The following is a 23,429-nucleotide window of genomic DNA, read 5'->3' as shown; positions in this document are numbered from 1 at the left end:
TTCCCTCTCCCGGTTGGGAGAGGGATTGAGCGCACGGCGGCGGAGCCGTCGTCCTGGCGCTCAAGGGTGAGGGGACGGGCGGTGCAGTCGGCGTGAGCCGTAGCGCAGGCGATGCGGCGGCTGTCGCCGACTTCCAGACCGTCCCCTCATCCGTCTCGCTACGCGAGCCACCTTCTCCCAACCGGGAGAAGGGACAATGAAAGCCCGCTTCCCTATCGCCGCGATGTCGGGCTGGCACCCCGGGGCCTGGCCCGCTAAACCTCGCCACAAGAAACAGGCGGACGGGAGACGCACATGACGCGAGCCAATGCGCCGCTGTATATGACCGGGTTCGGCAATCATTTCGCCACGGAGGCGGCGCCCGGGGCCCTGCCGGAGGGACGGAACTCGCCGCAGCGGCATGCCAAGGGGCTGTACGCCGAACAGCTGTCGGGGACGGCCTTCACCGCGCCGCGCGTGGAGAACCGGCGGTCTTGGCTGTACCGGCTGAGGCCCTCGGCCCAGCATCCGGCCTATCGCCCGTTCAACCAGGGGCGCGTGCGGTCCGGGCCGTTCACCGAGGCGCCGCCGAACCCGAACCGGATGCGCTGGGACCCGCTGCCCCTGCCGGATCAGCCGACCGACTGGGTCGAGGGGCTGGTCACCTATGGCGGGAACGGCGATCCTGAGGCGGGCGTCGGGACAGGCATCCACCTGTATGCGGCCAACCGGCCGATGACGGACCGGGTCTTCTACTGCGCGGACGGCGAACTGCTGATCGTGCCGCAGCAGGGGGATCAGGTGTTCGTGACCGAGATGGGGCGGATCGAGGCGGCGCCCGGCCATGTCGTGGTCATTCCGCGCGGGGTGCGGTTCCGGGTGGAGTGCGACGGGGCCATTCGCGGCTATGTCTGCGAGAACTACGGCGCGCCGTTCCGTCTGCCGGACCTGGGGCCGATCGGGTCCAACGGCCTGGCCAATCCGCGGGATTTCGAGACGCCCGTCGCCGCCTTCGAGGACGTGGATCGACCGACCGAGTGCGTGCAGAAATACGGCGGGCGGCTGTGGACCACGACCTTCGATCACTCGCCGCTGGACGTGGTGGGGTGGCACGGCAACCTGGCGCCCTGCCGCTATGACACGGCGAAGTTCAACACGATCGGCACGGTCAGTTTCGACCATCCGGACCCGTCGATCTTCACGGTCCTGACCTCGCCCAGCGACACGCCTGGGACGGCCAACTGCGATTTCGTCATCTTCCCGCCGCGCTGGATGGTGGCGGAGGACACCTTCCGCCCGCCGTGGTTCCACCGGAACGTGATGAGCGAGTTCATGGGGCTGATCTTCGGCGAATACGACGCCAAGGACGGCGGCGGGTTCGCGCCGGGCGGCGCCTCCCTGCACAACTGCATGAGCGGCCACGGGCCCGATCAGGCCAGCTATGACAAGGCGGTCAAGGCCGACCTGAAGTCGGTGAAGATCACCGACACCCTGGCCTTCATGTTCGAGACCCGCATGCCGATCCGCACCACGGAATGGGCGCAATCCAGCCCGACGATGCAGCTGGACTACGACGACGTCTGGACCGGCTTCGACAAGGGGTCGGTTTAGGGCAGGGTCAGGTTTTCCCGTGCGTCACCCTCGGGCTTGTCCCGAGGGCCCATGGCGGGCGGTGATCGGTGAGGGACTGTAGGCGCAGCCTCCGGCCTTACGCCCTTGGGATTGAACAATGGGCCCTCGGGACAAGCCCGAGGGTGACGGAGCGAGAGATAGAATGTCGGGGAACACCGGAATGAAACGGGCTCTGACGGCGGCGCTGAGCCTGTCTCTGGCCTTGTCTCTGGTCGCCTGCGCGCCGAAGACCGTGGAGACGGATGCGGAGACCGCCGTCCAGACTCCGACCGCCGCCGACTGCGCGGCGCGGGGCGGGACGATGCAGCCGGTCGGTCGGGCGCAGACGATGCAGTGCGTGGTGCGCTACGCCGACGCCGGCAAGCGCTGCATGACGGGTTCCGACTGCGCGGGAGACTGCCGTGTCGAACAGGCGCCCTTCCCGGAAGCCGGGGCGGCGGCCGTGGGCCAATGCCAGGCCGACAGCCGTCCCTTCGGCTGCTACGCCCGGGTCGAGAACGGCAAGGCGACCCCGGCGATCTGCGTGGATTGAGCGGGGCGGCGCTCGCCGGAACGGTTGGGCGCGTGGACGTCTTCCCTTCTCCCGGTCGGGAGAAGGTGGCCCGCAGGGCCGGACGAGGGGACGGTCCAGCCGTCGGCGAAGTCGTCGCACGGACGGTGACACGGCTTCGCCGACTGCAGCGATTGTCCCCTCACCCTTGAGCGCCAGGACGACGGCTGCGCCGCCGTGCGCTCAGTCCCTCTCCCAACCGGGAGAGGGAGGGGCGGGCGTAGGCCCTGCAAAAAATGCAAACCCCATGAAAAAGCCCCCGTCGATTGCTCGGCGGGGGCTCTGTCGTTCGGACGGTGACCTTACTGGGTCGGCGGCGTCTGGCTGGGCGAGGTGTTCGGCGTATTGGAGGTGGTCATGCCGCCGTCGGCGTTGCCGGCCTGTTGCTCGATCATGTCGGCCTTCTCATTGAGGGCCTTCTCCTCGGCCTCGTTCGGGGTCGCGGCGGCCTGGGCCTCCAGCGCGTCGGCCTGTTGCTCGGCGGCCTTGTCGGCGGCGCTTTCGCCGCAGGCGGCCAGGCCGGCGAAGGCGAAGGTGGCGGCGGCGGCGATGATCACTTTACGCATCTGGTTTCCTCCTTGTTGCGTGGAGAGGAAACGCCGTCGCGCCCAAAGGGTTCACGCCGTCGTGACGACGGCGTTACCCGCCGATGTCCGCGAAGGCCACGCGCGCGGCGCCGAGCAGGGCCGCGTGCTTGTGCAGGATGACCCGGGTGGGGATGGCCTGCATGTATTCCTGGAACCGGCCCTTGCGCTCGAAGCGGCGGCGGAAGGGGCTGGCCTGGAGGAAGGGCAGGATGCGCGGGGCGATGCCCCCGGCGATATAGACCCCGCCGCGCGCGCCGGTGGTCAGGGCGATGTCCCCGGCCACGGCGCCGAGGATGGCGCAGAAGCGGGCGAGGGTGTGGCCGCAGGGGCTGTCGGGGTCGGCCAGCGCCGTCTTGGTGATTTCGGCCGGGTCGTCGATATGGGTCTCGCGCCCGTCGATCTCGGCCAGGGCGCGGTGCATGTTGAGCAGGCCGGGGCCGCAGATCAGGCGTTCGATCGAGACCCGGTCATAGCGGCGGCGCAGGATGCGCAGGATCTCGTCCTCGACCTCGTCGCCGGGGGGGAAGCAGGCGTGGCCGCCCTCGCTGGGCATGGCCATCTCGCCGCCGCGCCCGTCGCGGACCAGGGCGGACACGCCGAAGCCGGTGCCCGGGCCGAGGACGGCGATGGCGCTGTCAGGGTCGCCTTCTTCGGGGCCGCCCAGATCGCCCAGCTGGTCGGCGCCGACGACAGGCGCGCCCCAGGCCAGGGCCTCGAAGTCGTTGATGAGGCGCACGGGGTTGAGGCCCAGGGTCTGGAGCTCGCTTTCGGACACGCGCCAGGGGGAGTTGGTCAGGTCGATCTCGCCGTCGGTGACCGGGCCGGCCACGGCGATGACGCCGCCGGTCGGCTTGACCTCGCAGCCGTCGATGAAGGCCTTCACCCCCTCGAGGAAGGTCGGATAGGTCTCGGCGGGGAAGCTGTCGTGATGCTCGAGCGTCGGCTTTCCGTTGGCCATATGGGCCAGGGCGAAGCGGGCGTTGGTGCCGCCGACGTCGCCGACGAGAAGGGTCTTGTCCCAGGCGATGGTCATGGTTGAACCTTACTGAGGATGAGACGGCCCTTCTCCCCTCGGGGGAGAAGATGGGCCCGGAGGGCTCGGATGAGGGGGCGGTTGAAGTCGGGCTCGGCGGCTGATTCAAGGCGCGAAGACACAACCCCCTCATCCGTCAGGCTTCGCCCGCCACCTTCTCCCCCGAGGGGAGAAGGAAGATTCGGCGCTGTTCTCATGCGTCCACGGTCCGGTCAACGATATTGGGATTGGGCGGGGTGTCGTCGTGGCGGGCGGCGCCGGTGTTGATGTCGCTGAGCGGCGGGAAGCAGACGGTGGCGCCTTCCTCGGCGGTGGTGACCACCTGACGGAAGGACCCGAACAGCTCGCGGCCGTAACCCCAGGACGAACCCTCGGCGTGGACGGTGGAGCGTTGCGCGGCCGGGCGGGTCGCGATGTCGCCGGCGTCGATCGTCGTCAGGACCCCGGCCTCGGCGTCGAGACGGACGATGTCGCCGTCGCGCACATGGGCCAGGGGGCCGCCGGCGAGGGCCTCGGGCGACACGTGAATGGCGGCGGGCGTCTTGCCCGAGGCGCCGGACATGCGGCCGTCGGTGACGAGGGCGACCTTGAACCCCTTGTCCTGAAGCACGCTGAGGGCCGGGGAGAGGGAGTGGAGTTCGGGCATGCCGTTGGCCTTCGGCCCCTGGAAGCGCAGGACGATGACGACGTCGCCGTCCAGCTGTCCGGCCTTGAAGGCGGCGAGGACGTCTTCCTGGGCCTCGAAGACGGCGGCGGGGGCCTGGACGATGCGGTTCTCGGGCTTGACCGCCGAGACCTTGATGACGGCCCGGCCGAGGTCGCCCTTGACCAGACGCAGGCCGCCCTCGCGATCGAACGGGTCGGAGGCGGGGCGCAGGATGGTGGTGTCGAGGCTTTCGGCGACGCCGTCGCGCCAGACCAGTTCGCCGTCGATCAGGGACGGCTCCTGGAAGTAGTGGTGGATGCCGGGGCCGGCGACGGTCATCACGTCGGAGTGGATGTGGCCGGCCTCGGCCAGCTCGCGGGCCACGAAGGCGACCCCGCCGGCGGCCTGGAAGGCGTTCACATCGGCCGAGCCGTTGGGATAGACGCGGGCCAGAAGCGGGGTCACGGCCGACAGCTCGTCCATGTCGGTCCAGTCGATCAGGACGCCCGCGGCACGGGCCATGGCGACCAGATGGATGGCGTGGTTGGTCGAGCCGCCGGTGGCCAGCAGGGCCACGATCATGTTGACGATCGACTTCTCGTCCACGACGTCGGCCATCCGGGCCTCGCCCGAGCGGGCCAGTTCGACGGCGCGTTTGGCGGCGGCGCTGGTCAGGGCGTCGCGCAGGCCGGTGTCCGGATGGGCGAAGGCGGTGGAGGGCAGGTGCAGACCGCCCAGCTCCATCATCATCTGGTTGGAGTTGGCGGTGCCGTAGAAGGTGCAGGTGCCGGGCGAGTGGTAGGAGCCGATCTCCGAGGCCAGAAGGACATCGCGGCCGACCAGCCCTTGCGCGAACTCGGCGCGGACGCGGGCCTTTTCCGCATTGGGGATGCCCGAGGGCATGGGACCGGCGGGGGCGAAGACGACCGGCAGATGGCCGAAGGCCAGGGCGCCCATGAAGAGGCCCGGCACGATCTTGTCGCAGACGCCCAGCATCAGACCGGCGTCGAAGGCGTCATGGGTCAGGGCGACCCCGACCGACATGGCGATGACGTCGCGGCTGAACAGGCTGAGCTCCATGCCGGGGCGGCCCTGGGTGACGCCGTCGCACATGGCGGGGGTGCCGCCCGCGACCTGGGCCGTGGCGCCGACCTCGCGCACGGCTTGGCGCACCACGCCGGGATAGCGTTCGAACGGCTGATGGGCCGAGAGCATGTCGTTATAGGCGGTGACGATGCCGACGTTGGGTTTGGATCCGTCCATCGACGTCAGCTTGTCGGCCAGGGTCTGGCCGGCGAAGGCGTGGGCCCAGTTGGCGCAGGACAGTTTGGCGCGTCCGGCGCCGCTGTCACGGGCGGCGTCCATGCGCCGGAGGTAGTCGGCGCGTGTCGTACGGGACCGCTCAACGATGCGGGCGGTGACGGCGGCGACGGTCGGATGCAACTGGGCCATGGGTTAGGCCTCCGTCCAGACGACTTCGAGGGGGACTTCGGCGGCCAGCAGGGCGGCGATGGGCTGGATGGCCGGATCGCCCTGGGCCTCGCGTTCGAAGACGGCGCGCTTGGCGGCGCCCTTGAGGGCCAGGATCACCCGGCCTGCCTGCGCCAGATACGGCAGGTTGATCGACAGCCGCTCGATCGTCGGCGCCATGCCGTCACGACCGTGGGGGACGCCGAGCACGGTCGGTTGAAGCGTCGGGGTCAGCAGGGTCTTCAGGGTTGGGCTTTCGGGGAACATGGAACAGATATGGCCATCCTCCCCCATGCCGAGAAGGACCGCGTCGAAACGCCCCCCAGCTCCGGCCAGGGCCTGGGCGGCGACGGCGGCGGCGCGGTCGACGGTGACCTGCGGCGTATAGAGCGGAATGAAGGTCGCCGCCGAGGCCGGGCCGGTCAGCAGGTCGCGCTTCATCGCCGCCGCGTTGGAGTGCGGGGACGTCTCGGGGACGTAGCGTTCATCGACCAGGGTGGCGGTCACCTTCGACCAGTCGAGATCGGCCTGTGACAGGCGGGCGTAGATGGGGGCGGGGGTCGTGCCGCCGGCGCCGGCGAACACCGCGCGGCCGGTGTCGGTGACGGCGGCGGCCAGGGTCTCGCCCAGGCGGGCGGCGATGTCAGCGGACCAGGCGTCGAGGGTGGGGAGGGCGATGATGGCGGTCATTGCATACGTCCGATCCTTCTCCCCTCGGGGGAGAAGGTGGCCCGGAGGGCCGGATGAGGGGGCGGGTTGAGCCTGGTCCTATTCTGACGAGTGAGGCCTGACTGGGCAGCCCCCTCATCCGTCAGGCTTCGCCCGCCACCTTCTCCCCCGAGGGGAGAAGGGAGAACGTGAAGTCTACGCATCGGTCGTGTTCCACGCGCGGCCGGTGCGTTCCAGCAGGTAGTCGGCCTCTGTGGGGCCCCAGGAGCCGGGGGCGTATTCGATGGGTTTGACGTGGCCGTCGGTCCAGGCCTCGGAGACCTCGTCCACCCATTTCCACGCCTGCTCGGCCTCGTCGCGGCGGACGAACAGGGTGGAGTCGCCGTTCAGGGCGTCGAGCAGAAGACGCTCATAGGCGATGCGGCGGCGAGGCGGGGTCTCGTCCTTGCCGCGGAAACCCCAGGTCAGGCTCATCTTGATCGGCTGAAGCTGCATGCGGGCGTCCAGACCGGCCTTTTTGTTCATCACCGTCAGGGAGATGTCTTCTTCGGGTTGAAGCTCGATGACCATGCGGTTGGCCTCGACCTCGCCCCGGTCGCCCGAGTCGAAGATGGAGTGGGGCAGGGGTTTGAACTGGATGACGATTTCGGTGCGCTTCTCCGGCAGCCGCTTGCCGGTGCGCATGAAGAAGGGCACGCCCGCCCAGCGCCAGTTGTCGATGTCGGCGCGGATGGCGACGAAGGTCTCGGTGTCGGAATCCAGGCCGCGCTCCTCGTCATAGCCCTTGACGGTCCCGCCCTCGAACGGTCCGCCGACATACTGGCCGCGTACGGTGACGCGTTCGGCCTCCTCGAAGGTGATGGGGCGGAGCGACCGGAGAACCTTGACCTTTTCGTTGCGGACGGACTCGGGGTCGAGGTCGGAGGGCGGCTCCATGGCGACCAGGCAGAGCAGCTGGAGCATGTGGTTCTGCAGCATGTCCCGCAGGGCGCCGTATTCGTCATAGTAGGGCCAGCGGTCGCCGACCCCGACCGTTTCGCCGATGGTGATCTGGACGTGGTCGATGTTCTGGGCGTTCCACAGGGGCTCGAACACCGTGTTGCCGAAGCGCAGGGCGATCAGGTTCTGGACCGTCTCCTTGCCGAGGTAGTGGTCGATGCGGAAGACCTGATCCTCGTCGAAGGCGTCGGCGACGGCGTCGTCGATCTCCAGGAAGGATTTCAGGTCGCGGCCGACCGGCTTTTCCAGCACCACGCGGCAATTGTCCTCGGCCAGACCCGCCGCCTTCATGGCCGAGACGATGCGGGCGTAGAGGGAGGGGGAGACGGCGAGGAAGGAGGTGATCGGACCGTCGCCGACCTTGTCCTTGAGGGGCTTCAGGCTCTCGGGGCTGGTGGCGTCGACGGCCAGATAGTCGAGGCGGGCCTCCATCCGGGCCCAGGTCGTGGCGTCCCAGACGCCGTCGGGTTCCGCCTTGGACCGGCAGGCGGCGCGGACCTTCTCGACATATTCGTCGCGGCTTTCGTCCGAGCGGGCGGCGCCGATGATCTTCAGACCGTCGGCGAGACGGCCCTCATGGTCGAGGAAGTAGAGCGAGGGCAGCAGCATCCGCATGGCCAGATCGCCGCCGCCGCCGAACAGCACCAAGGCCGCCATGCTCGCTCCTCTTCCCATCATGCGGGATCAGAAGACCCCTTTTACCGCGTGTCTTTGGCCGGTCGCGCGCGTTCCGCCAACACGTCCAGCACCGCCTGAAACGACAAGTGACGCGAGCGTAACAGAACCAGCAGGTGATAGATCAAATCCGCAGCCTCGCTGGCCAGTTCCGTGTCCGGCCCGGCGACGCCGGCGAGGGCGGTCTCGACGCCTTCCTCTCCCACCTTCTGGGCCAGGCGTTTGGGGCCTTCTGCGATCATGCGGGCGGTGTAGCTGACCGAGGGATCCTCGGAGGCGCGGGCGGCGATGGTGCGCTCCAGCGCGGCGATCCGGCCGAGGCCCGGGGCGTCGGCGTCGCCGAAGCAGGACGTCGTGCCCAGATGACAGGCCGGGCCCATGGGGCGGACGGCCAGGACCAGGGCGTCGCCGTCGCAGTCGGGGGCGATGGAGACGACCGTCTGACGGTTGCCCGAGGTCTCGCCCTTCCTCCAGCGCCCGCCACGCGAACGGGAGAAGAAGGTGGCCTCTCCTGATGCGATCGTCTCGTCCAGGGCGGCGCGGTCCATATAGGCCAGGGTCAGGACCTGGAGGGTGTCGGCGTCCTGAACCACGACGGGGATCAGGCCGTCGCCCTTGGCGAAGTCGAGGGTGGAGGGGTCGAGGGTCATTGTCCTTCTCCCCTCGAGGGAGAAGGTGGTCCGAAGGGCCGGATGAGGGGGCTGCCAGAGACGGATTCATCCGTTGAGATGAGCGACTGTTGAAACAGCCCCCTCATCCGTCTCGCTGCGCGAGCCACCTTCTCCCCCGAGGGGAGAAGGTGAGTCATGATCATCATATCCGCATCTCCTGACCTTGCCCGGCGAGGTAGCGTTTGAGGTCCGGGATGCCGATGGCGCCGGTGTGGAAGACGCTGGCGGCCAGGGCGCCGGAGACGTCGGCCTGCTGGAACACGTCGCTGAAATGCTCGGGGGCGCCGGCGCCGCCCGAGGCGACGAGGGGAATGGTCAGGCGGGCGCGGGCGGCGGCGAGCTGTTCGACGTCATAGCCTTTGCGGACGCCGTCCTGGTCGATGCAGTTGAGGACGATCTCGCCGGCGCCGAGGGCCTGGGCCTGTTCGATCCAGTCGAGGGTGCGTTTGCCGGCGCGGCGGCGGGCGTCGGGATCGCCGGTGTATTTGTGGACGACCCAGTCGCCGTCCTCGAGGCGGCTGTCGACTCCGACGACCACGCACTGGCCGCCGAGGCGTTCGGCCATCTCGGCGATCAGTTCGGGACGTTCGAGGGCCGGGGAGTTGATCGAGACCTTGTCGGCGCCGTTGTCGAGACAGCGGGCGGCCTGATCCACGCTGCGGATGCCGCCCGCGACGCAGAAGGGGATGTCGAGCAGGCGGGCGATGTCGCGGACCCAGCCGTAGTCGAGGGTGCGGCCCTCGGGGCTGGCGGTGATGTCGTAGAAGACCAGCTCGTCGGCGCCTTCGTCACGATAGCGGGCGGCCAGTTCGGCCGCGTCGCCCATGTCGGTGTGGCCGACGAACTTCACGCCCTTGACCACCCGGCCGTCCTTGACGTCGAGGCAGGGGATGATGCGACGGGCGGTCATGCGGCGGCGCTCTGGGGAATGACCGGATCGCCCGAGCTCAAGGTCCGAGCATCCCGGCGAAGGCCGGGATCCAGATCGATTCTCGATTTCAGGGAGTCGGGTCCAGACCAGAGGGAGGCAAAACTCAGATATCCGAACTTGGATCTGGATCCCGGCCTTCGCCGGGATGCTCGGTGGGGGAGGAGCGGTTTGAGGAACATCACAACGACACCGCCTCGGTCACAGTGAACCGGCCCTCGTAGATGGCGCGACCGACGATGGCGCCGTCGCAGCCGAAGTCGCGACAGGCGGTCAGGTCGTCGAGCGAGGAGACGCCGCCGGAGGCCTGGATTTTCAGATCGGGACGGCGACGGCGCGCCTCGGCCAGCAGGTCGAGGTTGGGGCCGGTCAGGGCGCCGTCGCGGCCGACGTCGGTGATGAGAACGTGCGTCAGGGTTCCAGGCGGATAGCGGTCCAGCGCCGTCCAGAGGTCGACGCCTGAGGACTGGCTCCAGCCCTTGAGAGCGGGGACCGGAACGCCGTCCTCCAGCTTGATGTCGAAGGCCAGCGTCAGGGCCTCGGGGCCGAGCTCGGCCAGCCATTGGCCGACCTGATCGGCGGCGGTGACGGCGAGGGAGCCGACGACCACGCGGCTGACCCCGGCGGCCAGCAGGGCGTCCACGTCGGTACGCGACCGGACCCCGCCGCCGGACTGGATATTCACATCGACGCTGGCGGCCAGTTCGCCGATCAGGGCGTGCTGGATGGCGCGACCGGCCTCGGCGCCGTCCAGATCGACGATGTGGACCCACTCAGCCCCCTCCGCGGCGAACTGGGCGAGGCGGCGGGCGGGCGCGTCGTCGTAGCGGGTCACGGCGTCGAACCGGCCGTGCAGCAGGCGCACGCAGGCGCCGTGCTTCAGGTCGATGGCGGGGTAGATCAGCATGGAAGACTCAGGAAGTTCTGCAGGATGCGCGCCCCGGCCGCGGCGGAGCGTTCGGGGTGGAACTGGCAACCCCAGCGGTTTTCGCTTCGGACCACGGCCGGGACGGGACCGCCGTAGTCGGCGCGGGCCAGGGTGGCGGGGCCGTCGGGGCAGACGAAGCCGTGGACGAAATAGGCGTACGAACCGGGTTCGACCCCCTCCAGCAACGGGTCGTCGGCGAGGTCGTTCAGACGGCTCCAGCCCATGTGGGGGACGGGGAGGGTCGCGGGCAGGTTGAAGGGGCGGACGGCGCCGGGGATGAAGCCGAGCAGGTCGACATCGCCGGCCTGCTGACCCTCCTCGCTGGTCCCGAACAGCAGCTGCTGGCCGAGGCAGACGCCGAGCAGGGGGCGGGAGAAGGCGCGGACGGGCCCGGACAGGCCCAGGTCGTTGAGGCGCTGCATGGCGTAACCGGCCGCCCCGACGCCGGGCAGGATCAGGCGCTCGGCCTCGGCGACCTCGGCCGGGTCGGCGGTCAGGCGGACGGCGGCGCCGAGGCGCTCCAGGGCGAACTGGACCGAGGCGACGTTGCCGGCGCCGTAGGCGAGGACGGTGACCTTCATCCTTCTCCCCCCGGGGGAGAAGGTGGCAGGCGAAGCCTGACGGATGAGGGGGCTGGCAGACCCAGACTCCTTCTTGTCGTTAGCGAGGCGGACAGAGCCCCCTCATCCGAGCCCTTCGGGCCCACCTTCTCCCCCGAGGGGAGAAGGGAAGCGGCGCCGCCCATCACAACACCCCCTTGGTCGAGGGCACGGCGTCGCCCTCGATGCGGATGGCCTGGCGCAGGGCGCGGCCGAAGCCCTTGTAGGCGGCCTCGGTCTTGTGATGGTCGTCGTCGCCGGTGACCTTGATGTGGACGGCGGCGCCCATGGCCTCGGCGAGGGAGCGGAAGACGTGGGCGGTCAGGTCGGTGCGGTAGTCGCCGATGTAGGGGGTGGCGAAGCTTCCCTCGAACAGGGGATAGGGGCGACCCGACAGGTCGATGGCGACATTCGCCTGGGCTTCGTCCATGGCCAGGACGAAGCCGTAGCGGGCGATGCCGCGGCGTTCGCCAAGGGCCTGTTTCAGGGCCTGACCGAGGGCGATGGCCGAGTCCTCGATGGTGTGGTGCGGGTCGGTGTGCAGGTCGCCCTCGCAGGACAGGCGGATCGAGAAGCCGCCGTGGGCCGCGATCTGCTCCAGCATGTGGTCGAAGAAGCCGACGCCGGTCTCGATCTTCACCGGGGCGGTCGCGTCTAGATCGACGGCGCAGACGATCCGCGTCTCCTTGGTGTCGCGCACGGACTGGCCGGTGCGGGCCGGGCGGGCGCGGGGCGGGTTGAGGCCGAGGGCGACCAGAAGGCGGTCGTTGACCTCGGGCCTGAGCGAGACCGGCAGGCGCAGGCGGTCGCCGGAACGGTCGGCGGGCACGCCGTATTTCGCCAGCTCGGCGGTCACGGCTTCGGGGTCGTCCGGCCGGGTCATCAGGATCGGGCCGACGCCGGGTTCGACCGGCATCAGGCGGCCGATCTCGCGGGCGAGGCGGGCGCGCTCGCGCTTGACGCCGGCGATGCGTTCGGCGGTCTCGATCATGCGCGACGGATCGAGCGCCTGCTGGGCCAGCCGGATCAGGGGCTCGGGCAGGGCGTAGGGCTCAAGCGCCGAGGCGAGGCGGGCGAGGACGTCGGGCTGGGCGAGGGCCGCGCCGACGCGGGCGCCCGCCAGCCCATAGGCCAGCGACAGGCTGCGCAGGACGACGAGGTTTGGGGCCTCGTTGAGGACCGTCGCGGCCGAAGGGGTGTCGGCGAACTCGATCAGGCCCTCATCGACGACCAGAAGGGCGGGGGCGACGCGGCCGGCCATCTCGGCGACGGCCTCGGGCGAGCCGAGGGCACGGATGACGATGGCGGCAGGCTGTCCCGACACGCCGGGGCGGGCGTAGAGGGCGGCGAGATCCGTATAGGGGGCGGCGTCGGGGGCCTGAACCGACTGTCCCTCACGCGCGGCGATGCGCCAGACCAGCTCCAGCCCGTGGGTCAGGCCGCGCACCGGCAGGACATGGTCGGCCGGGACGCCATAGATTTCGGCCATGCGGGCGGCCAGGGCCGCCGGGTCGGACGGATAGCGGTCGAGGCCGTCGGCGCCGGCGACCAGCGGCGGGAAGGGGGCGGGGAGGGTCATGCGAAACTCCCTTCTCCCCTCGGGGGAGAAGGTGGCAGGCGGAGCCTGACGGATGAGGGGGCGGTGAATACGAGGCCGGTCGTCGAGATGAGGAAATGCTGGACCAGCCCCCTCATCCGACCCTGACGGGCCACCTTCTCCCCCGAGGGGAGAAGGGAGAGATTGCGAATCATCCTTCCCCCCTCAGATCGGCCGCGCGGGCGTGGGCTTCGAGGCCTTCGAGGCGGGCGAGGCGGGCGGCGATGGGGGCGAGGCGGGCGGCGCCGGTCTCGGTGACGGTCTGGACCGACATGGAGGTCATGAAGCTGGCGGTGGCGACGCCGCCCAGGGTGCGGGCGCCGCCGTCGGTGGGCAGGACGTGGGAGGGGCCGGCGGCGTAGTCGCCCAGGGTCTCGGCGGCCCAGCGGCCGACGAAGATCGCCCCGGCCGCCTGGATCTGATCGACCAGTTCGTCGGCGTATTCGACCTGGATCGCCAGGTGCTCCGGCGCATAGAGATTGGCGACCTCGCAGGCCGTGTCGAGGTCGCGCACCAGCACGGCGCGGGCCTCGGCCAGGGAGGCGCGGGCCACCGCCTCGCGCGGCAGGGTCGCGATCTGGGCCTCCACCTCGGTCAGGATGTAGTCGATCGTCGCGCGGCTGGTGGAGACGAGGATCACCTGGGCGTCGGCGTCGTGCTCGGCCTGGCTGAGCAGGTCGGCGGCGGCGATTTCGGGCGCGGAATCGCGGTCGACGATGACCATCAGCTCGGACGGTCCGGCGGGCATGTCCACGGCGGGGCCGCCCGGCAGGGCGTTCGCCTGTTTCTTGGCCTCGGCGACCCAGGCGTTGCCGGGGCCGAACAGCTTGTCGCAGGCCGGGATGATCCCGTCCTCAAGCTCGACCCCGAAGGTCAGGGCGGCGATGGCCTGGGCCCCGCCGATGAGCCAGAGGGCGTCGAGGCCCGCCTCGGCCGCCGCCACGATCATGGCCGGGTGAACGCCGAGGGCGTGGGCCGGATCCTTCGACGGCGGGGTGACGGCGACACGCGATCCCACACCGGCCACCTGCGCCGGAATGGCCAGCATGAGCAGGGAGGAGAACAGCGGCGCCGTGCCGCCGGGCACATAGAGGCCGGCCGAGCGGATCGGCCGCCAGACCCGTTTCGACCGCACGCCGGGGGTGGTCTCGATGAAGGGCGTGTCTTCCGGCCGGGTCGCCTGGTGGAAGATGCGGATGTTCTCGGCCGCGATCGTCAGGGCGCGGGCGTCGGCGGGGGGCAGGGCGGCGCGGGCGTCCGCCACGGTCGCCGGGGTGATGGCGATGCGCCGGGGCGGGGCCTTGTCCAGTTTCAGGCACCAGTCCGTCACCGCCGCGCCGCCGCGCGCACGCACGTCGTCGAGGATGGCGCGCACGACGTCGGAGACATCGGCGGCGGTGCGCTGGGCCGGACGCGCCAGGGCCTCGCGCTTTCCGGCGTCGTCGAGCGACGCCCAGTCGATGCGTTTGAAAGCGGCGGCGGCCATCACATCATCTTCTCGATGGGCAGGACGAGGATGGCGGAGGCGCCCTCGGCCTTGAGCTTCTCCAGGGTCTCCCAGAACACGGCCTCCTGGCAGACGGCGTGGACGGCCACGGCGTCGTCGCGACCCGAAAGGGGCATGACGGTCGGCGATCCGGCGCCGGGCAGCAGGGCGGTGATGCGGTCCAGCGTCGCCAGAGGGGCGTTCAGCATGACGTATTTGGCGCCCTGGGAGGACACGACGCCCGACATCCGCTCGATGATGGAGTCCAGCAGGTGTTGCAGGCCTGGCTCAGGGGCCACGGGCGAGCGGACCAGCACGGCCTGGCTGTCCAGCACGGTCTCGCGCGCCTGAAGTCCGTTGGCCTCGAGTGTCGCGCCCGTGGAGACGAGGTCGCAGATGGCGGCGGCCAGCTTGAGCCGGGGGGCGACCTCGACGGCGCCGCGCATGGTGACGATGTCGGCGGAGACGCCGCGCTCATCCAGAAAGCGACGCAGGATCTTCGGATAGGAGGTCGCGATCCGCAGCCCCTCCAGCGAGGCCGGACCGTCGTAGGCGAGGGTCGGGGGGATGGCGAGTTTCAGGGTGCAGCGACCGAAACCCAGGGGCATGACGACCTCGGCGTTGGGGCCGCCGTTGCGGACCTCCTCCAGCACGTTCTCGCCGACGATGCCGAGATCGCAGACGCCGTCGGCGACGAAGGTCGGGATGTCGTCGTCGCGCACGCGCAGCAGGTCGATGGGATAGTTCTCGACCCGGTAGAGGAGGTCGTTGTTCCCCTTGACCACGCGCAGGCCGGCGTCGCGGACGAGGTCGAGGCTGCGCTCGGACAGGCGGCCGGATTTCTGGACGGCGATACGCAGCCGCCCCTGAACAGTGCTCATGATCGGGTCTTCCTGGTCTTCAGTCGGTCCAGCACGAGGCGATAGCCCCGGTTGTCCATGTCCTTGAGGAAGCGCGCGACGCGCACGACGGTGGTGGGGCTGGCGCCGGCCTCGGCGCCGATCTCGCGATAGGACAGGTCCTGCTGGTCCAGCAGGCGCGCGACGGCCCAGCGTTCGGCGAAGGCGCGCAGTTCGGAGGGCGTGCAGAGGTCGGCCAGGAAGGCGTCGACCTCGTCAGGGGTGCGCAGCGTCAGCAGGGCGTCATACAGGGCGAGGCGGTCCGCCGCCGCCTTTTCAATACCCGTTCGTGTCGCGCCATTGCTCATGGCGCGTTCCACTATGCTGTAACGATGGAACGGTCAATAGGGTCGACGTCAGACCGGATCGGTCGGCTTGGGCTCGACCGGCGCGGGGGCGGCGCGGGCCGGCGCCGGGTCGTCGGGCAGGGGAATGAACTCCAGATCGTCCTCGCTCGGCAGGTTCATCCGCCCGGCCTTCCAGTCGGCCTTGGCCTGATCGATGCGGTCCTGGGACGAGGCGACGAAGTTCCACCAGATCAGACGTTCGCCGACCGGTTCGCCGCCCAGGGCCATGACGGTGGACTGGGTCAGGGCCTTCAGGGTCGGTTCGGCGTCGGGCTCCAGAATGATCATCTGGCCGGCGTGATATTCGCGGCCGGCGATCTCGATCCCGCCCTTGGCGACATAGAGGGCGCGCTCGCTCATGCCGCCCTGCCCCCGGCCCGGAGGCGGGGCGGTGCGGACGCCCTCTTTCAGTTCCCAATGCACATAGAACAGGGGCGAGGAGATCTTGACGTCGGCGGAGGCGCCGTAGGCCTCGCCCGCCACCAGCCGTGCGAACAGGCCGCCCGATTCATAGGACGGCAGGGCGGCCTCCGCATGGTGATAGAAGGCGGGGTCGGCCTCCTCCGCCTCGGTCGGCAGGGCGATCCAGGCCTGCATGCCGTGCATGGGGCCGCCTTGCGACTTCTTCAGCGGATCGGTGCGCTCGGAATGGACGATGCCCTTGCCGGCGGTCATCCAGTTGACCTCGCCCGGACGGATGGCCTGGGTGTAGCCCAGGTTGTCGCGGTGCATGATCTCGCCCTCGAACAGATAGGTGAGGGTCGACAGGCCGATATGCGGATGCGGGCGCACGTCGATCGCGTTCGATCCCGGCGCGAACTCCGCCGGCCCCATCTGGTCCAGGAAGATGAACGGGCCGACCATGCGACGGGAATGGAAGGGCAGGACCCGCCCGACCTCGAACCCGCCCAGATCCTTGCGACGGGCGTCGATCACCATCTCGATCATCTGGGCGTCCTCAATTCAGTCGCAGCCGGGCGACGAGGGCCGCCGCCGGTTCCTGTGTCTTCAGCTTGCCATCGGATTCGAAATCGCTCCACTGGGAACGGGCCACGAAGACCAGGTCGTTCTCGAAGATCACGCCGGTCGTCGGCTCGTCCAGTTCGGGCAGATTGGCGGCGAGGACCTCGACACGGTCGATGCGGGTCCATGTCTCGTCCAGGACCAGCTTGAGCACCCGTTGCGGCGCGACGCCGTTCTGCAGGGTGTAGACGGCGGTCCCGTCGGTGATCAGGCCGTCGATGCCGATCAGGACCGCCGTGTCCGGAGCGACGAGCCGTCGCGGCGCCTCGCCTGATCGCGGCACGAGCCAGAGGCCGGACGAATAGTCGGCGATGATGAGGTTCCGCCCGTCGGGGGTCTCGATCAGACCCTGGGGCGACCCCAGGACGCCGGGCGCGATGAAGAGACCTAAGGCTCCGGATGTCGGATCGAGGTCGAACACTTCGCCCGTCAGCCCGTCCGACACATAGAGCCGGCCGTCGCGCGTGCGAAGAATGTCGCCGACGCCGCGGGGTCTCTCGCTCGGGGGCAAGGGGACAGTGGAGCGCACCTCGCCGGTGCGGGCGTCGATCGCCAGAACGGCGGCGGGTCCCGGCGTCTCGCGGCCATGGGCGGCGGGCGGAGCGGGATTGGTCGCCGCCCAGATCAGCGCGGCTGATGCATCCAGCGCCAGGCCGAAGACGCCCTCGATTGCAGGAGAGGGCGTCAGGAAGGCGGTCAGGCGACCTGTGTCGTCGAGCGCCTGAATGTCACGGCCGGCGACACGGGACACAAGCCAGCGGCCCCGGCTCGTGTCGCGCACGAGGCTTTCCACCAGGCCTGATCCCGGCACGGCCGCGACGACCGACAGGCGATCGGCCCCGACGGGGGCGGTGTTCGCCTGTAGCCGCGCCAGCACCTCTGCATGGCCGGGCGTGTCGGCCGCGGCGGCGAGGACGGGTTCGGCCGCGACGTCCAGGGTCAAGCCCGCGCGGGCGTAGCGATCCAGCTGCGCCAGGGCCTCGGGCAGGTCGCCCCGCGCCGCCGCGATTCGCGACCGCAGCCGCATCACGCCCGGATGGTTGGGCAGATGTCGTTCCGCCTCCGCCAGACGCGCGGCGGCGGTGGGAAGGTCTCCGGCCCGATAGGCGGCCACGCCTTCGGCCCTGAGCCGCCCGAAGGCGGCGAGGTCCGTCTCGGGCGCTGCAGGCGCCGCGACAGGCCGGGATGGCGGGGAATGGGGAGCGGGCTCGGCGGCGGACAGGACCAGTGCGAGGGCGAGGTGGCCGAAACCCATGTTCCGCCCTATCGGATGTGGGGCGTGATGATGCCGAGCGGCAGGGTGGTGACGTTCTTCACCCCGCGCGTGACGATGTGGCTTTCGCAGTCCGAGACGATGCCCAGGGTCAGCAGTTTCTCGCGCAGGAACAGGTCGAAGGCGTGCATGTCGCTGGTGACGATGCGCAGCACATAGTCCTCGCGGCCGGTGATGGTGGCGCACTGGACCACCTCGGGCCATCCCTCGACGGCGGCCTCGAACATCTTGAGATTGTCGCTGGACGGCAGGTTCAGCTTGACGATGGCGTAGACCTCGAAGTCCAGGCCCAGCAGGGTGGCGTCCAGCAGGGTGACCCGCTTGCGGATCAGGCCCGAGTCCTCCAGTCTCTTGATCCGGCGCCAGCAGGGCGAGGCCGAAAGGCCCACGCGATCGGCGACCTCGGCGACCGACAGCCCGGCGTCCTGTTGCAGGATGTCCAGTATGCGGGCGTCGATAGGATCAAGTTCGTCGGCCAATGCGTTTCTCCCGTGGTCGTTATCGCGCAATAAAATAGCCGAAAACCGAAGAAAGCAAGGCGGATTTGCACAAGCCTTGGCCCGGTCGGTCTGCTATCAGGGAGTTACACAAGAAAAGTCGGACGGGCCAGCCGAACCGACTGGCTCCCTCATCCGGAGGTTCAGAGGTGACCAGGAAGGCCGAAAGCCGCAATTCCCGGCCGTTGTCGCTGCGCGTGCCCGAGCCTTCGGGCCGGCCCGGCGACGCGCCGGACTTCAGCCACCTGAAGCTGGATGCGCCCGGCGCGGTGGAACGGCCGCCCGTCGACAGCCAGCCGGTGCGCATGATGGACCTGGCTTTCCGCCTGATCCGCGTTCTGGACGAAGAGGGGAATGCGGTCGGGCCGTGGAATCCGCGTCTCGATCCCGACACCCTGCGGCGCGGCCTGCAGGCCATGATCCTGACGCGGGCGTTCGATGACCGGATGCACCGCGCCCACCGCCAGGGCAAGACCAGCTTCTATATGAAGTGCACGGGCGAGGAGGCGATCGCCGTGGCCCAGGGGCTGATCCTGAGCCGCGAGGACATGGGCTTTCCGACCTATCGCCAGCAAGGGCTTCTGATCGCGCGCGGCTATCCGTTGGCGACGATGATGAACCAGATCTATTCCAACGCCGCCGACCCGATCAAAGGCCGCCAGCTGCCGATCATGTATTCGGCCAAGGACTATGGCTTCTTCACCATCTCGGGCAATCTGGGCACCCAGTATCCGCAGGCCGTGGGTTGGGCCATGGCGTCGGCCTATCGCGGCGACGACAAGTTGGCCATCACCTGGATCGGCGACGGCTCGACGGCCGAGAGCGACTTCCACTCGGCCCTGACCTTCGCCAGCGTCTATCGGGCGCCGGTGATCCTGAACGTCGTCAACAACCAGTGGGCCATTTCGTCCTTCCAGGGCATCGCGGGCGGGCTGGAGACCACCTTCGCGTCCAAGGCCGTGGGCTACGGCCTGCCGGCGCTGCGGGTGGACGGCAACGACTTCCTGGCCGTCTGGGCCGCGACCCAGTGGGCCGAGGAGCGGGCGCGGTCCAACCTCGGCGCGACGGTGATCGAGCTGTTCACCTATCGCGGCGCGCCGCATTCGACGTCGGACGACCCCAGCGCCTATCGCCCGGCCGACGAGCACGAGAAATGGCCGCTGGGCGATCCGATCGAACGTCTGCGCCAGCATCTGACCGTCATCGGCGAATGGGACGACGAGCGCCATCAGGCCGCCCTGAAGGACGCGGTCGAACAGGTGCGCGCCGCCGGCAAGGAGTCCGAGGCCATCGGCACCCTGGGTCAGTCGCGCCCGTCGGTGAAGGAGATGTTCGAGGAGGTCTATGCGACCGAGGACTGGCGTCTGCTGGAACAGCGTCGCGAGGTGGGAATCTGATGTCTTTCCAACTCCGTCATCCTCGGGCTTGTCCCGAGGACCCATTCATCCGCCCCGCGAAAATGGAAGAGATCGTTCGGCCGCTGAGGTCTGACGTCTCTCGCTCGCAATTGACGCCGCCATGGGCCCTCGGGACAAGCCCGAGGGTGACGGTGAGTTTGAAGGGTGTTTCCTGATGACCGACACCTTTTCGAATTCCGATCGCACCGACGGCGTCGAGCCCGACATGGCCGATCGCGTCGACAACACCCCGGCCGCCGAGGCGCCCGAGGCGCCGGCCACCGCGCCCATGAACATGATCCAGGCGCTGAACTCGGCCCTGGACGTCAAGATGGGCGAGGACCCGACGGTGCTCAGCTTCGGCGAGGACGCGGGCTATTTCGGCGGCGTCTTCCGCGTCACCGACAAGCTGCAGAAGAAGCACGGCCTGACCCGCAGTTTCGACGCCCCGATCTCGGAGACCGGCATCGTCGGCGCCGCCATCGGCATGGCCACCTACGGCCTGCGTCCGGTCGTCGAGATCCAGTTCGCCGACTACATCTATCCGGCCTATGATCAGCTGGTCTCGGAAGCGGCCAAGATGCGCTACCGCTCGGGCGGGCAGTTCACCGTGCCGATGGTGGTGCGGTCTCCCTACGGCGGGGGCATCTTCGGCGGCCAGACCCACAGCCAGAGCCCCGAAAGCCTGTTCACCCATATCGCCGGGCTGAAGGTGGTCATTCCGTCCAGCCCCTATGACGCCAAGGGCCTGCTGACGGCGGCGATCGAGGACGACGATCCGGTCATCTTCTTCGAGCCCAAGCGGCTCTACAACGGGCCCTTCGACGGCTGGCACCAGAAGCCGGTCAGCCCGTGGAAGGCGCAAGACCAGGCCCAGGTGCCGACCGGCAAATATTCGATCCCGCTGGGACAGGCCAATGTCGTGCGTGAGGGCGCCGATGTGACCATCCTGGCCTATGGCACCATGGTCTGGGTGTCGCTGGCGGGCGCCGAACATGCGGGCGTGGACGCCGAGGTCATCGACCTGCGCACCCTGGTGCCGCTGGACATCGCCACGATCGAGGCCAGCGTGAAGAAGACCGGCCGCTGCGTCATCGTGCATGAGGCGCCGAAGACGTCGGGCTATGGCGCGGAGCTGTCGGCCCTGGTGCAGGAGCGGTGCTTCTATCATCTGGAGGCGCCGATCGCGCGGGTGACCGGCTGGGACACCCCCTATCCGCACGCCTTCGAGTGGGAATATTTCCCCGGCCCCGAACGGGTCGCGGATGCGCTGAAATCGGTCATGACGGGGGGGCGCTGAGATGGGCCGTTACGTCTTCAAACTGCCCGACGTGGGCGAGGGCACGGCCGAGGCGGAACTGGTCGCCTGGCACGTCGCGGTCGGCGACCGGGTCGAGGAAGACCAGATCGTCGCCGACGTGATGACCGACAAGGCCACCGTCGAACTGACCAGCCCGGTCGCGGGCGTGGTCCTCTCCCTGCACGGCGAGCCCGGACAGATGGCCGCGGTGCGCGGCGACCTGATCGTGTTCGAGGTCGAGGGGGAGGGGAATGCGGATGGGGGCGAGGCCAAAGACTCTTCTCCCTTCCCCCTTGAGGGGGGAAGGGCCGGGGATGGGGGTGAAGGCGCCGGCCATCAGGACGCCGCCGGTCCCGTGTCGTCGGACGAATCCCTTGCTTCTGCCACCGTCACCCCCACCCAACCCTCCCCCATCAAGGGGGAGGGCTCCGCTGCGGCAGCCGCCGCCAACTACGTCTTCAAACTGCCTGACGTGGGCGAGGGCACGGCCGAGGCGGAGCTGGTCGGCTGGAAGGTGGCGGTCGGCGACGTCGTCGAAGAGGACCAGTTGCTGGCCGAGGTCATGACCGACAAGGCCACCGTGGAGATGACCTCGCCGGTGTCGGGCGTGGTCGTGGCCCTGCACGGGGAGCCCGGCAAACAGGTCGCCGTGGGCGGGCCGCTGGTGTCGTTCCGGGTCGAGGGGACGGGGAATGTCGCTCCCGCCGCACAATCGGCCCCCTTCCCCCTTGATGGGGGGAGGGCTGGGGTTGGGGGTGACAGCGCTGGCCGTCAGAACGCCGTCAGCGGAGCGATCACGGCCGCATCGCCCTCGGCGCCTGCGGCTCCCACCGCCGTCACCCCCATCCCAACCCTTCCCCCATCAAGGGGGAAGGGCTTGAGCGTCCCCGCCCTCACCGGCCGCGCCGCCGGGGAGCGGCCGCTGGCCTCGCCTGCGGTGCGCAACCGCGCGCGAGATCTGGGCGTGGATCTGACCTTCGTGCCGGGTTCGGGTCCGGCGGGTCGCATCGGTCATGAGGACCTGGACGCCTGGATCGCGCGGGGCGGGGCGCCGTCGCAGGGTTCGGCGCCGACGACGACCGGCGGCCTCTACGCCCCGGCCGAGGGAACCACCGAGGTCCGCATCATCGGCCTGCGCCGCAAGATCGCGGAGAAGATGGCCGAGAGCGTCCGGCGCATCCCGCACATCACCTATGTCGAGGACATCGACATGACGGCGCTGGAGGAACTGCGCGCCCATCTGAACGCCCAGGCCAAGACGACGGGCAAGCCCAAGCTCAACGTCCTGCCCTTCATCGCCCGCGCTATCGTCGTGGCCCTGCGCGACCAGCCGCAGATCAACGCCACCTATGACGACGAGGCCGGCGTCCTGACGCAACACAATGCGGTCCATCTGGGCATCGCCGCCCAGACGCCGAACGGGCTGATGGTGCCGGTGGTCCGCCACGCCGAGGCGCGCGACCCCTACGACACCGCCGCCGAAATCGCGCGGGTGTCGGGCGCGGCCAAGGATGGTTCGGCCAAACGCGAGGAACTGAGCGGCTCGACCATCACCATCACCTCGCTGGGGACCCTGGGCGGGGTGGTTCACACCCCGATCATCAACCACCCCGAGGTCGCCATCGTCGGTCCCAACAAGATCGAGGAGCGGGTCGTGGTGCGGAACGGCCAGATGGTCGTGCGGAAGATGATGAACCTGTCGTCCAGCTTCGATCACCGCATCGTCGACGGGCATGACGCGGCGGTGTTCGTGCAGCGGATCAAGGGCCTGCTCGAGCATCCCGCGACGTTGTGGATGGGGTGATGTTAGCTGCTGAGTTCTTCGCTGAAGTCGGAAGCGTTGGGGAAGATCGCAGAAGCGCGAGCCGTGAGAACGGCAAGCCAGCTCGCAGCTTCCAGACTCAGTCGGTCGCAGCGCTCCGGCTCACCAATCGATTTCGAAGGGCTGAAACTAAGGCGTCTATTAATCAACGACGCGTGGCGAAAAGCGCCAACGGGGTCGGCGTGGACGAGCGCGTTGTGCTCATCAACGATCCTGGCAGCATTGGCTTCAGCGTCTTGGATCGAGCCTGTCATCGATGCGAGCATGGTCTTCAACTTGGGCCGCGACTTGTAGGGTGACGTGACCCCCGTTTCTCATCCAGCCATAACAAGAGTCCGTCGTTGATCTGAGCTGGGGTTGTTGGGGTTGGCAAGAGGCCGGTCTGCGCAGCCATCAACCAGCGCAGCAGGCCGGCCGATCTG

Annotated in this window: 22 protein-coding genes; 5 read left to right on the top strand and 17 right to left on the bottom strand. The window is 69.2% G+C overall.

All coding sequences use genetic code 11. From position 1 onward, the window contains the following. Nucleotides 1–294: 294 nt before the first annotated feature. Together hmgA and ACO2Q1_RS15545 are read left to right on the top strand one after the other, a co-directional pair. Nucleotides 295–1,590 (top strand): homogentisate 1,2-dioxygenase, encoded by a 1,296-nt coding sequence (gene hmgA, locus ACO2Q1_RS15550; protein WP_423330402.1) that lies wholly within the window; start codon nt 295–297, stop codon nt 1,588–1,590. A gap of 181 nt (nt 1,591–1,771) precedes the next feature. After that, nucleotides 1,772–2,143, top strand: coding sequence for a hypothetical protein (locus ACO2Q1_RS15545; protein ID WP_423330401.1), 372 nt, complete (start codon nt 1,772–1,774; stop codon nt 2,141–2,143). 320 nt (nt 2,144–2,463) lie between these two features. Here ACO2Q1_RS15545 and ACO2Q1_RS15540 read toward each other — a convergent pair whose 3' ends face one another. The 16 genes from ACO2Q1_RS15540 to ACO2Q1_RS15465 all read right to left on the bottom strand — a co-directional run bounded on the left by ACO2Q1_RS15540 (nt 2,464) and on the right by ACO2Q1_RS15465 (nt 18,470). Further along, the gene (locus ACO2Q1_RS15540) at nt 2,464–2,727 is read right to left on the bottom strand and encodes a hypothetical protein (protein WP_423330400.1); all 264 of its coding nucleotides are present in this window, start codon (nt 2,725–2,727) and stop codon (nt 2,464–2,466) included. A gap of 73 nt (nt 2,728–2,800) precedes the next feature. Further along, nucleotides 2,801–3,781: a glucokinase gene (gene glk, locus ACO2Q1_RS15535; RefSeq protein ID WP_423330399.1), complete on the bottom strand. Its 981-nt coding sequence runs from the start codon at nt 3,779–3,781 to the stop codon at nt 2,801–2,803. Between the two features lie 193 nt (nt 3,782–3,974). After that, nucleotides 3,975–5,879, bottom strand: a complete 1,905-nt coding sequence (gene edd / locus ACO2Q1_RS15530) for a phosphogluconate dehydratase (RefSeq protein ID WP_423330398.1) — start codon at nt 5,877–5,879, stop codon at nt 3,975–3,977. Between the two features lie 3 nt (nt 5,880–5,882). Next, a complete protein-coding gene (gene pgl / locus ACO2Q1_RS15525) occupies nt 5,883–6,587 on the bottom strand; it encodes a 6-phosphogluconolactonase (RefSeq protein ID WP_423330397.1) in 705 nt (234 codons plus the stop codon). 174 nt (nt 6,588–6,761) lie between these two features. Next, a complete protein-coding gene (gene zwf, locus ACO2Q1_RS15520) occupies nt 6,762–8,222 on the bottom strand; it encodes a glucose-6-phosphate dehydrogenase (RefSeq protein ID WP_423330396.1) in 1,461 nt (486 codons plus the stop codon). Between the two features lie 41 nt (nt 8,223–8,263). After that, on the bottom strand, nt 8,264–8,890 hold the full coding sequence (gene hisIE / locus ACO2Q1_RS15515) for a bifunctional phosphoribosyl-AMP cyclohydrolase/phosphoribosyl-ATP diphosphatase HisIE (protein ID WP_423330395.1): 627 nt from the start codon (nt 8,888–8,890) through the stop codon (nt 8,264–8,266). 163 nt (nt 8,891–9,053) lie between these two features. Beyond that, nucleotides 9,054–9,821 (bottom strand): imidazole glycerol phosphate synthase subunit HisF, encoded by a 768-nt coding sequence (gene hisF / locus ACO2Q1_RS15510; protein ID WP_423330394.1) that lies wholly within the window; start codon nt 9,819–9,821, stop codon nt 9,054–9,056. 199 nt (nt 9,822–10,020) lie between these two features. After that, entirely contained in the window at nt 10,021–10,746 is a 726-nt protein-coding gene (locus tag ACO2Q1_RS15505) for a 1-(5-phosphoribosyl)-5-[(5-phosphoribosylamino)methylideneamino] imidazole-4-carboxamide isomerase (RefSeq protein WP_423330393.1), read from the bottom strand. Next, nucleotides 10,740–11,348, bottom strand: a complete 609-nt coding sequence (gene hisH / locus ACO2Q1_RS15500; RefSeq protein ID WP_423330392.1) for an imidazole glycerol phosphate synthase subunit HisH — start codon at nt 11,346–11,348, stop codon at nt 10,740–10,742. Before hisH ends, ACO2Q1_RS15505 begins: the two co-directional genes overlap by 7 nt. 163 nt (nt 11,349–11,511) lie before the next feature. Beyond that, nucleotides 11,512–12,945 carry an imidazoleglycerol-phosphate dehydratase HisB gene (hisB, locus tag ACO2Q1_RS15495; protein ID WP_423330391.1) on the bottom strand — a complete coding sequence of 478 codons (1,434 nt, stop codon included), beginning with the start codon at nt 12,943–12,945 and terminating at the stop codon, nt 11,512–11,514. Between the two features lie 169 nt (nt 12,946–13,114). Continuing rightward, nucleotides 13,115–14,449, bottom strand: a complete 1,335-nt coding sequence (gene hisD / locus ACO2Q1_RS15490) for a histidinol dehydrogenase (RefSeq protein ID WP_423330390.1) — start codon at nt 14,447–14,449, stop codon at nt 13,115–13,117. Then, nucleotides 14,449–15,330, bottom strand: coding sequence for an ATP phosphoribosyltransferase (gene hisG / locus ACO2Q1_RS15485; RefSeq protein WP_423330389.1), 882 nt, complete (start codon nt 15,328–15,330; stop codon nt 14,449–14,451). Before hisG ends, hisD begins: the two co-directional genes overlap by 1 nt. Then, nucleotides 15,327–15,656 carry a YerC/YecD family TrpR-related protein gene (locus ACO2Q1_RS15480; RefSeq protein ID WP_423330388.1) on the bottom strand — a complete coding sequence of 110 codons (330 nt, stop codon included), beginning with the start codon at nt 15,654–15,656 and terminating at the stop codon, nt 15,327–15,329. The genes hisG and ACO2Q1_RS15480 overlap by 4 nt, the downstream gene beginning before the upstream one ends. 48 nt (nt 15,657–15,704) lie before the next feature. Continuing rightward, a complete protein-coding gene (locus ACO2Q1_RS15475) occupies nt 15,705–16,643 on the bottom strand; it encodes a pirin family protein (RefSeq protein ID WP_423330387.1) in 939 nt (312 codons plus the stop codon). A gap of 10 nt (nt 16,644–16,653) precedes the next feature. After that, nucleotides 16,654–17,973 carry a hypothetical protein gene (locus ACO2Q1_RS15470; protein WP_423330386.1) on the bottom strand — a complete coding sequence of 440 codons (1,320 nt, stop codon included), beginning with the start codon at nt 17,971–17,973 and terminating at the stop codon, nt 16,654–16,656. Between the two features lie 8 nt (nt 17,974–17,981). Further along, entirely contained in the window at nt 17,982–18,470 is a 489-nt protein-coding gene (locus ACO2Q1_RS15465) for an Lrp/AsnC family transcriptional regulator (RefSeq protein WP_423330385.1), read from the bottom strand. Between the two features lie 167 nt (nt 18,471–18,637). Here ACO2Q1_RS15465 and ACO2Q1_RS15460 point away from each other — a divergent pair, with 167 nt between their 5' ends. The 3 genes from ACO2Q1_RS15460 to ACO2Q1_RS15450 all read left to right on the top strand — a co-directional run bounded on the left by ACO2Q1_RS15460 (nt 18,638) and on the right by ACO2Q1_RS15450 (nt 22,989). Next, on the top strand, nt 18,638–19,885 hold the full coding sequence (locus ACO2Q1_RS15460) for a 3-methyl-2-oxobutanoate dehydrogenase (2-methylpropanoyl-transferring) subunit alpha (protein WP_423330384.1): 1,248 nt from the start codon (nt 18,638–18,640) through the stop codon (nt 19,883–19,885). 226 nt (nt 19,886–20,111) lie between these two features. Further along, nucleotides 20,112–21,185, top strand: coding sequence for an alpha-ketoacid dehydrogenase subunit beta (locus ACO2Q1_RS15455; protein ID WP_423330428.1), 1,074 nt, complete (start codon nt 20,112–20,114; stop codon nt 21,183–21,185). Nucleotide 21,186: 1 nt separating this feature from the next. Then, nucleotides 21,187–22,989, top strand: coding sequence for a 2-oxo acid dehydrogenase subunit E2 (locus ACO2Q1_RS15450; RefSeq protein ID WP_423330383.1), 1,803 nt, complete (start codon nt 21,187–21,189; stop codon nt 22,987–22,989). Nucleotides 22,990–22,991: 2 nt separating this feature from the next. On the opposite strand, the gene ACO2Q1_RS15445 is transcribed toward ACO2Q1_RS15450, so the two are convergent. Further along, nucleotides 22,992–23,273 carry a hypothetical protein gene (locus ACO2Q1_RS15445; RefSeq protein ID WP_423330382.1) on the bottom strand — a complete coding sequence of 94 codons (282 nt, stop codon included), beginning with the start codon at nt 23,271–23,273 and terminating at the stop codon, nt 22,992–22,994. Nucleotides 23,274–23,429: the final 156 nt, after the last annotated feature.

This window comes from Brevundimonas sp. VNH65, from assembly GCF_049445955.1.
Taxonomy (GTDB): domain Bacteria; phylum Pseudomonadota; class Alphaproteobacteria; order Caulobacterales; family Caulobacteraceae; genus Brevundimonas.
Note: the sequence above shows the minus strand (reverse complement) of the source record. Positions and strands in the feature narration are given on the sequence as shown.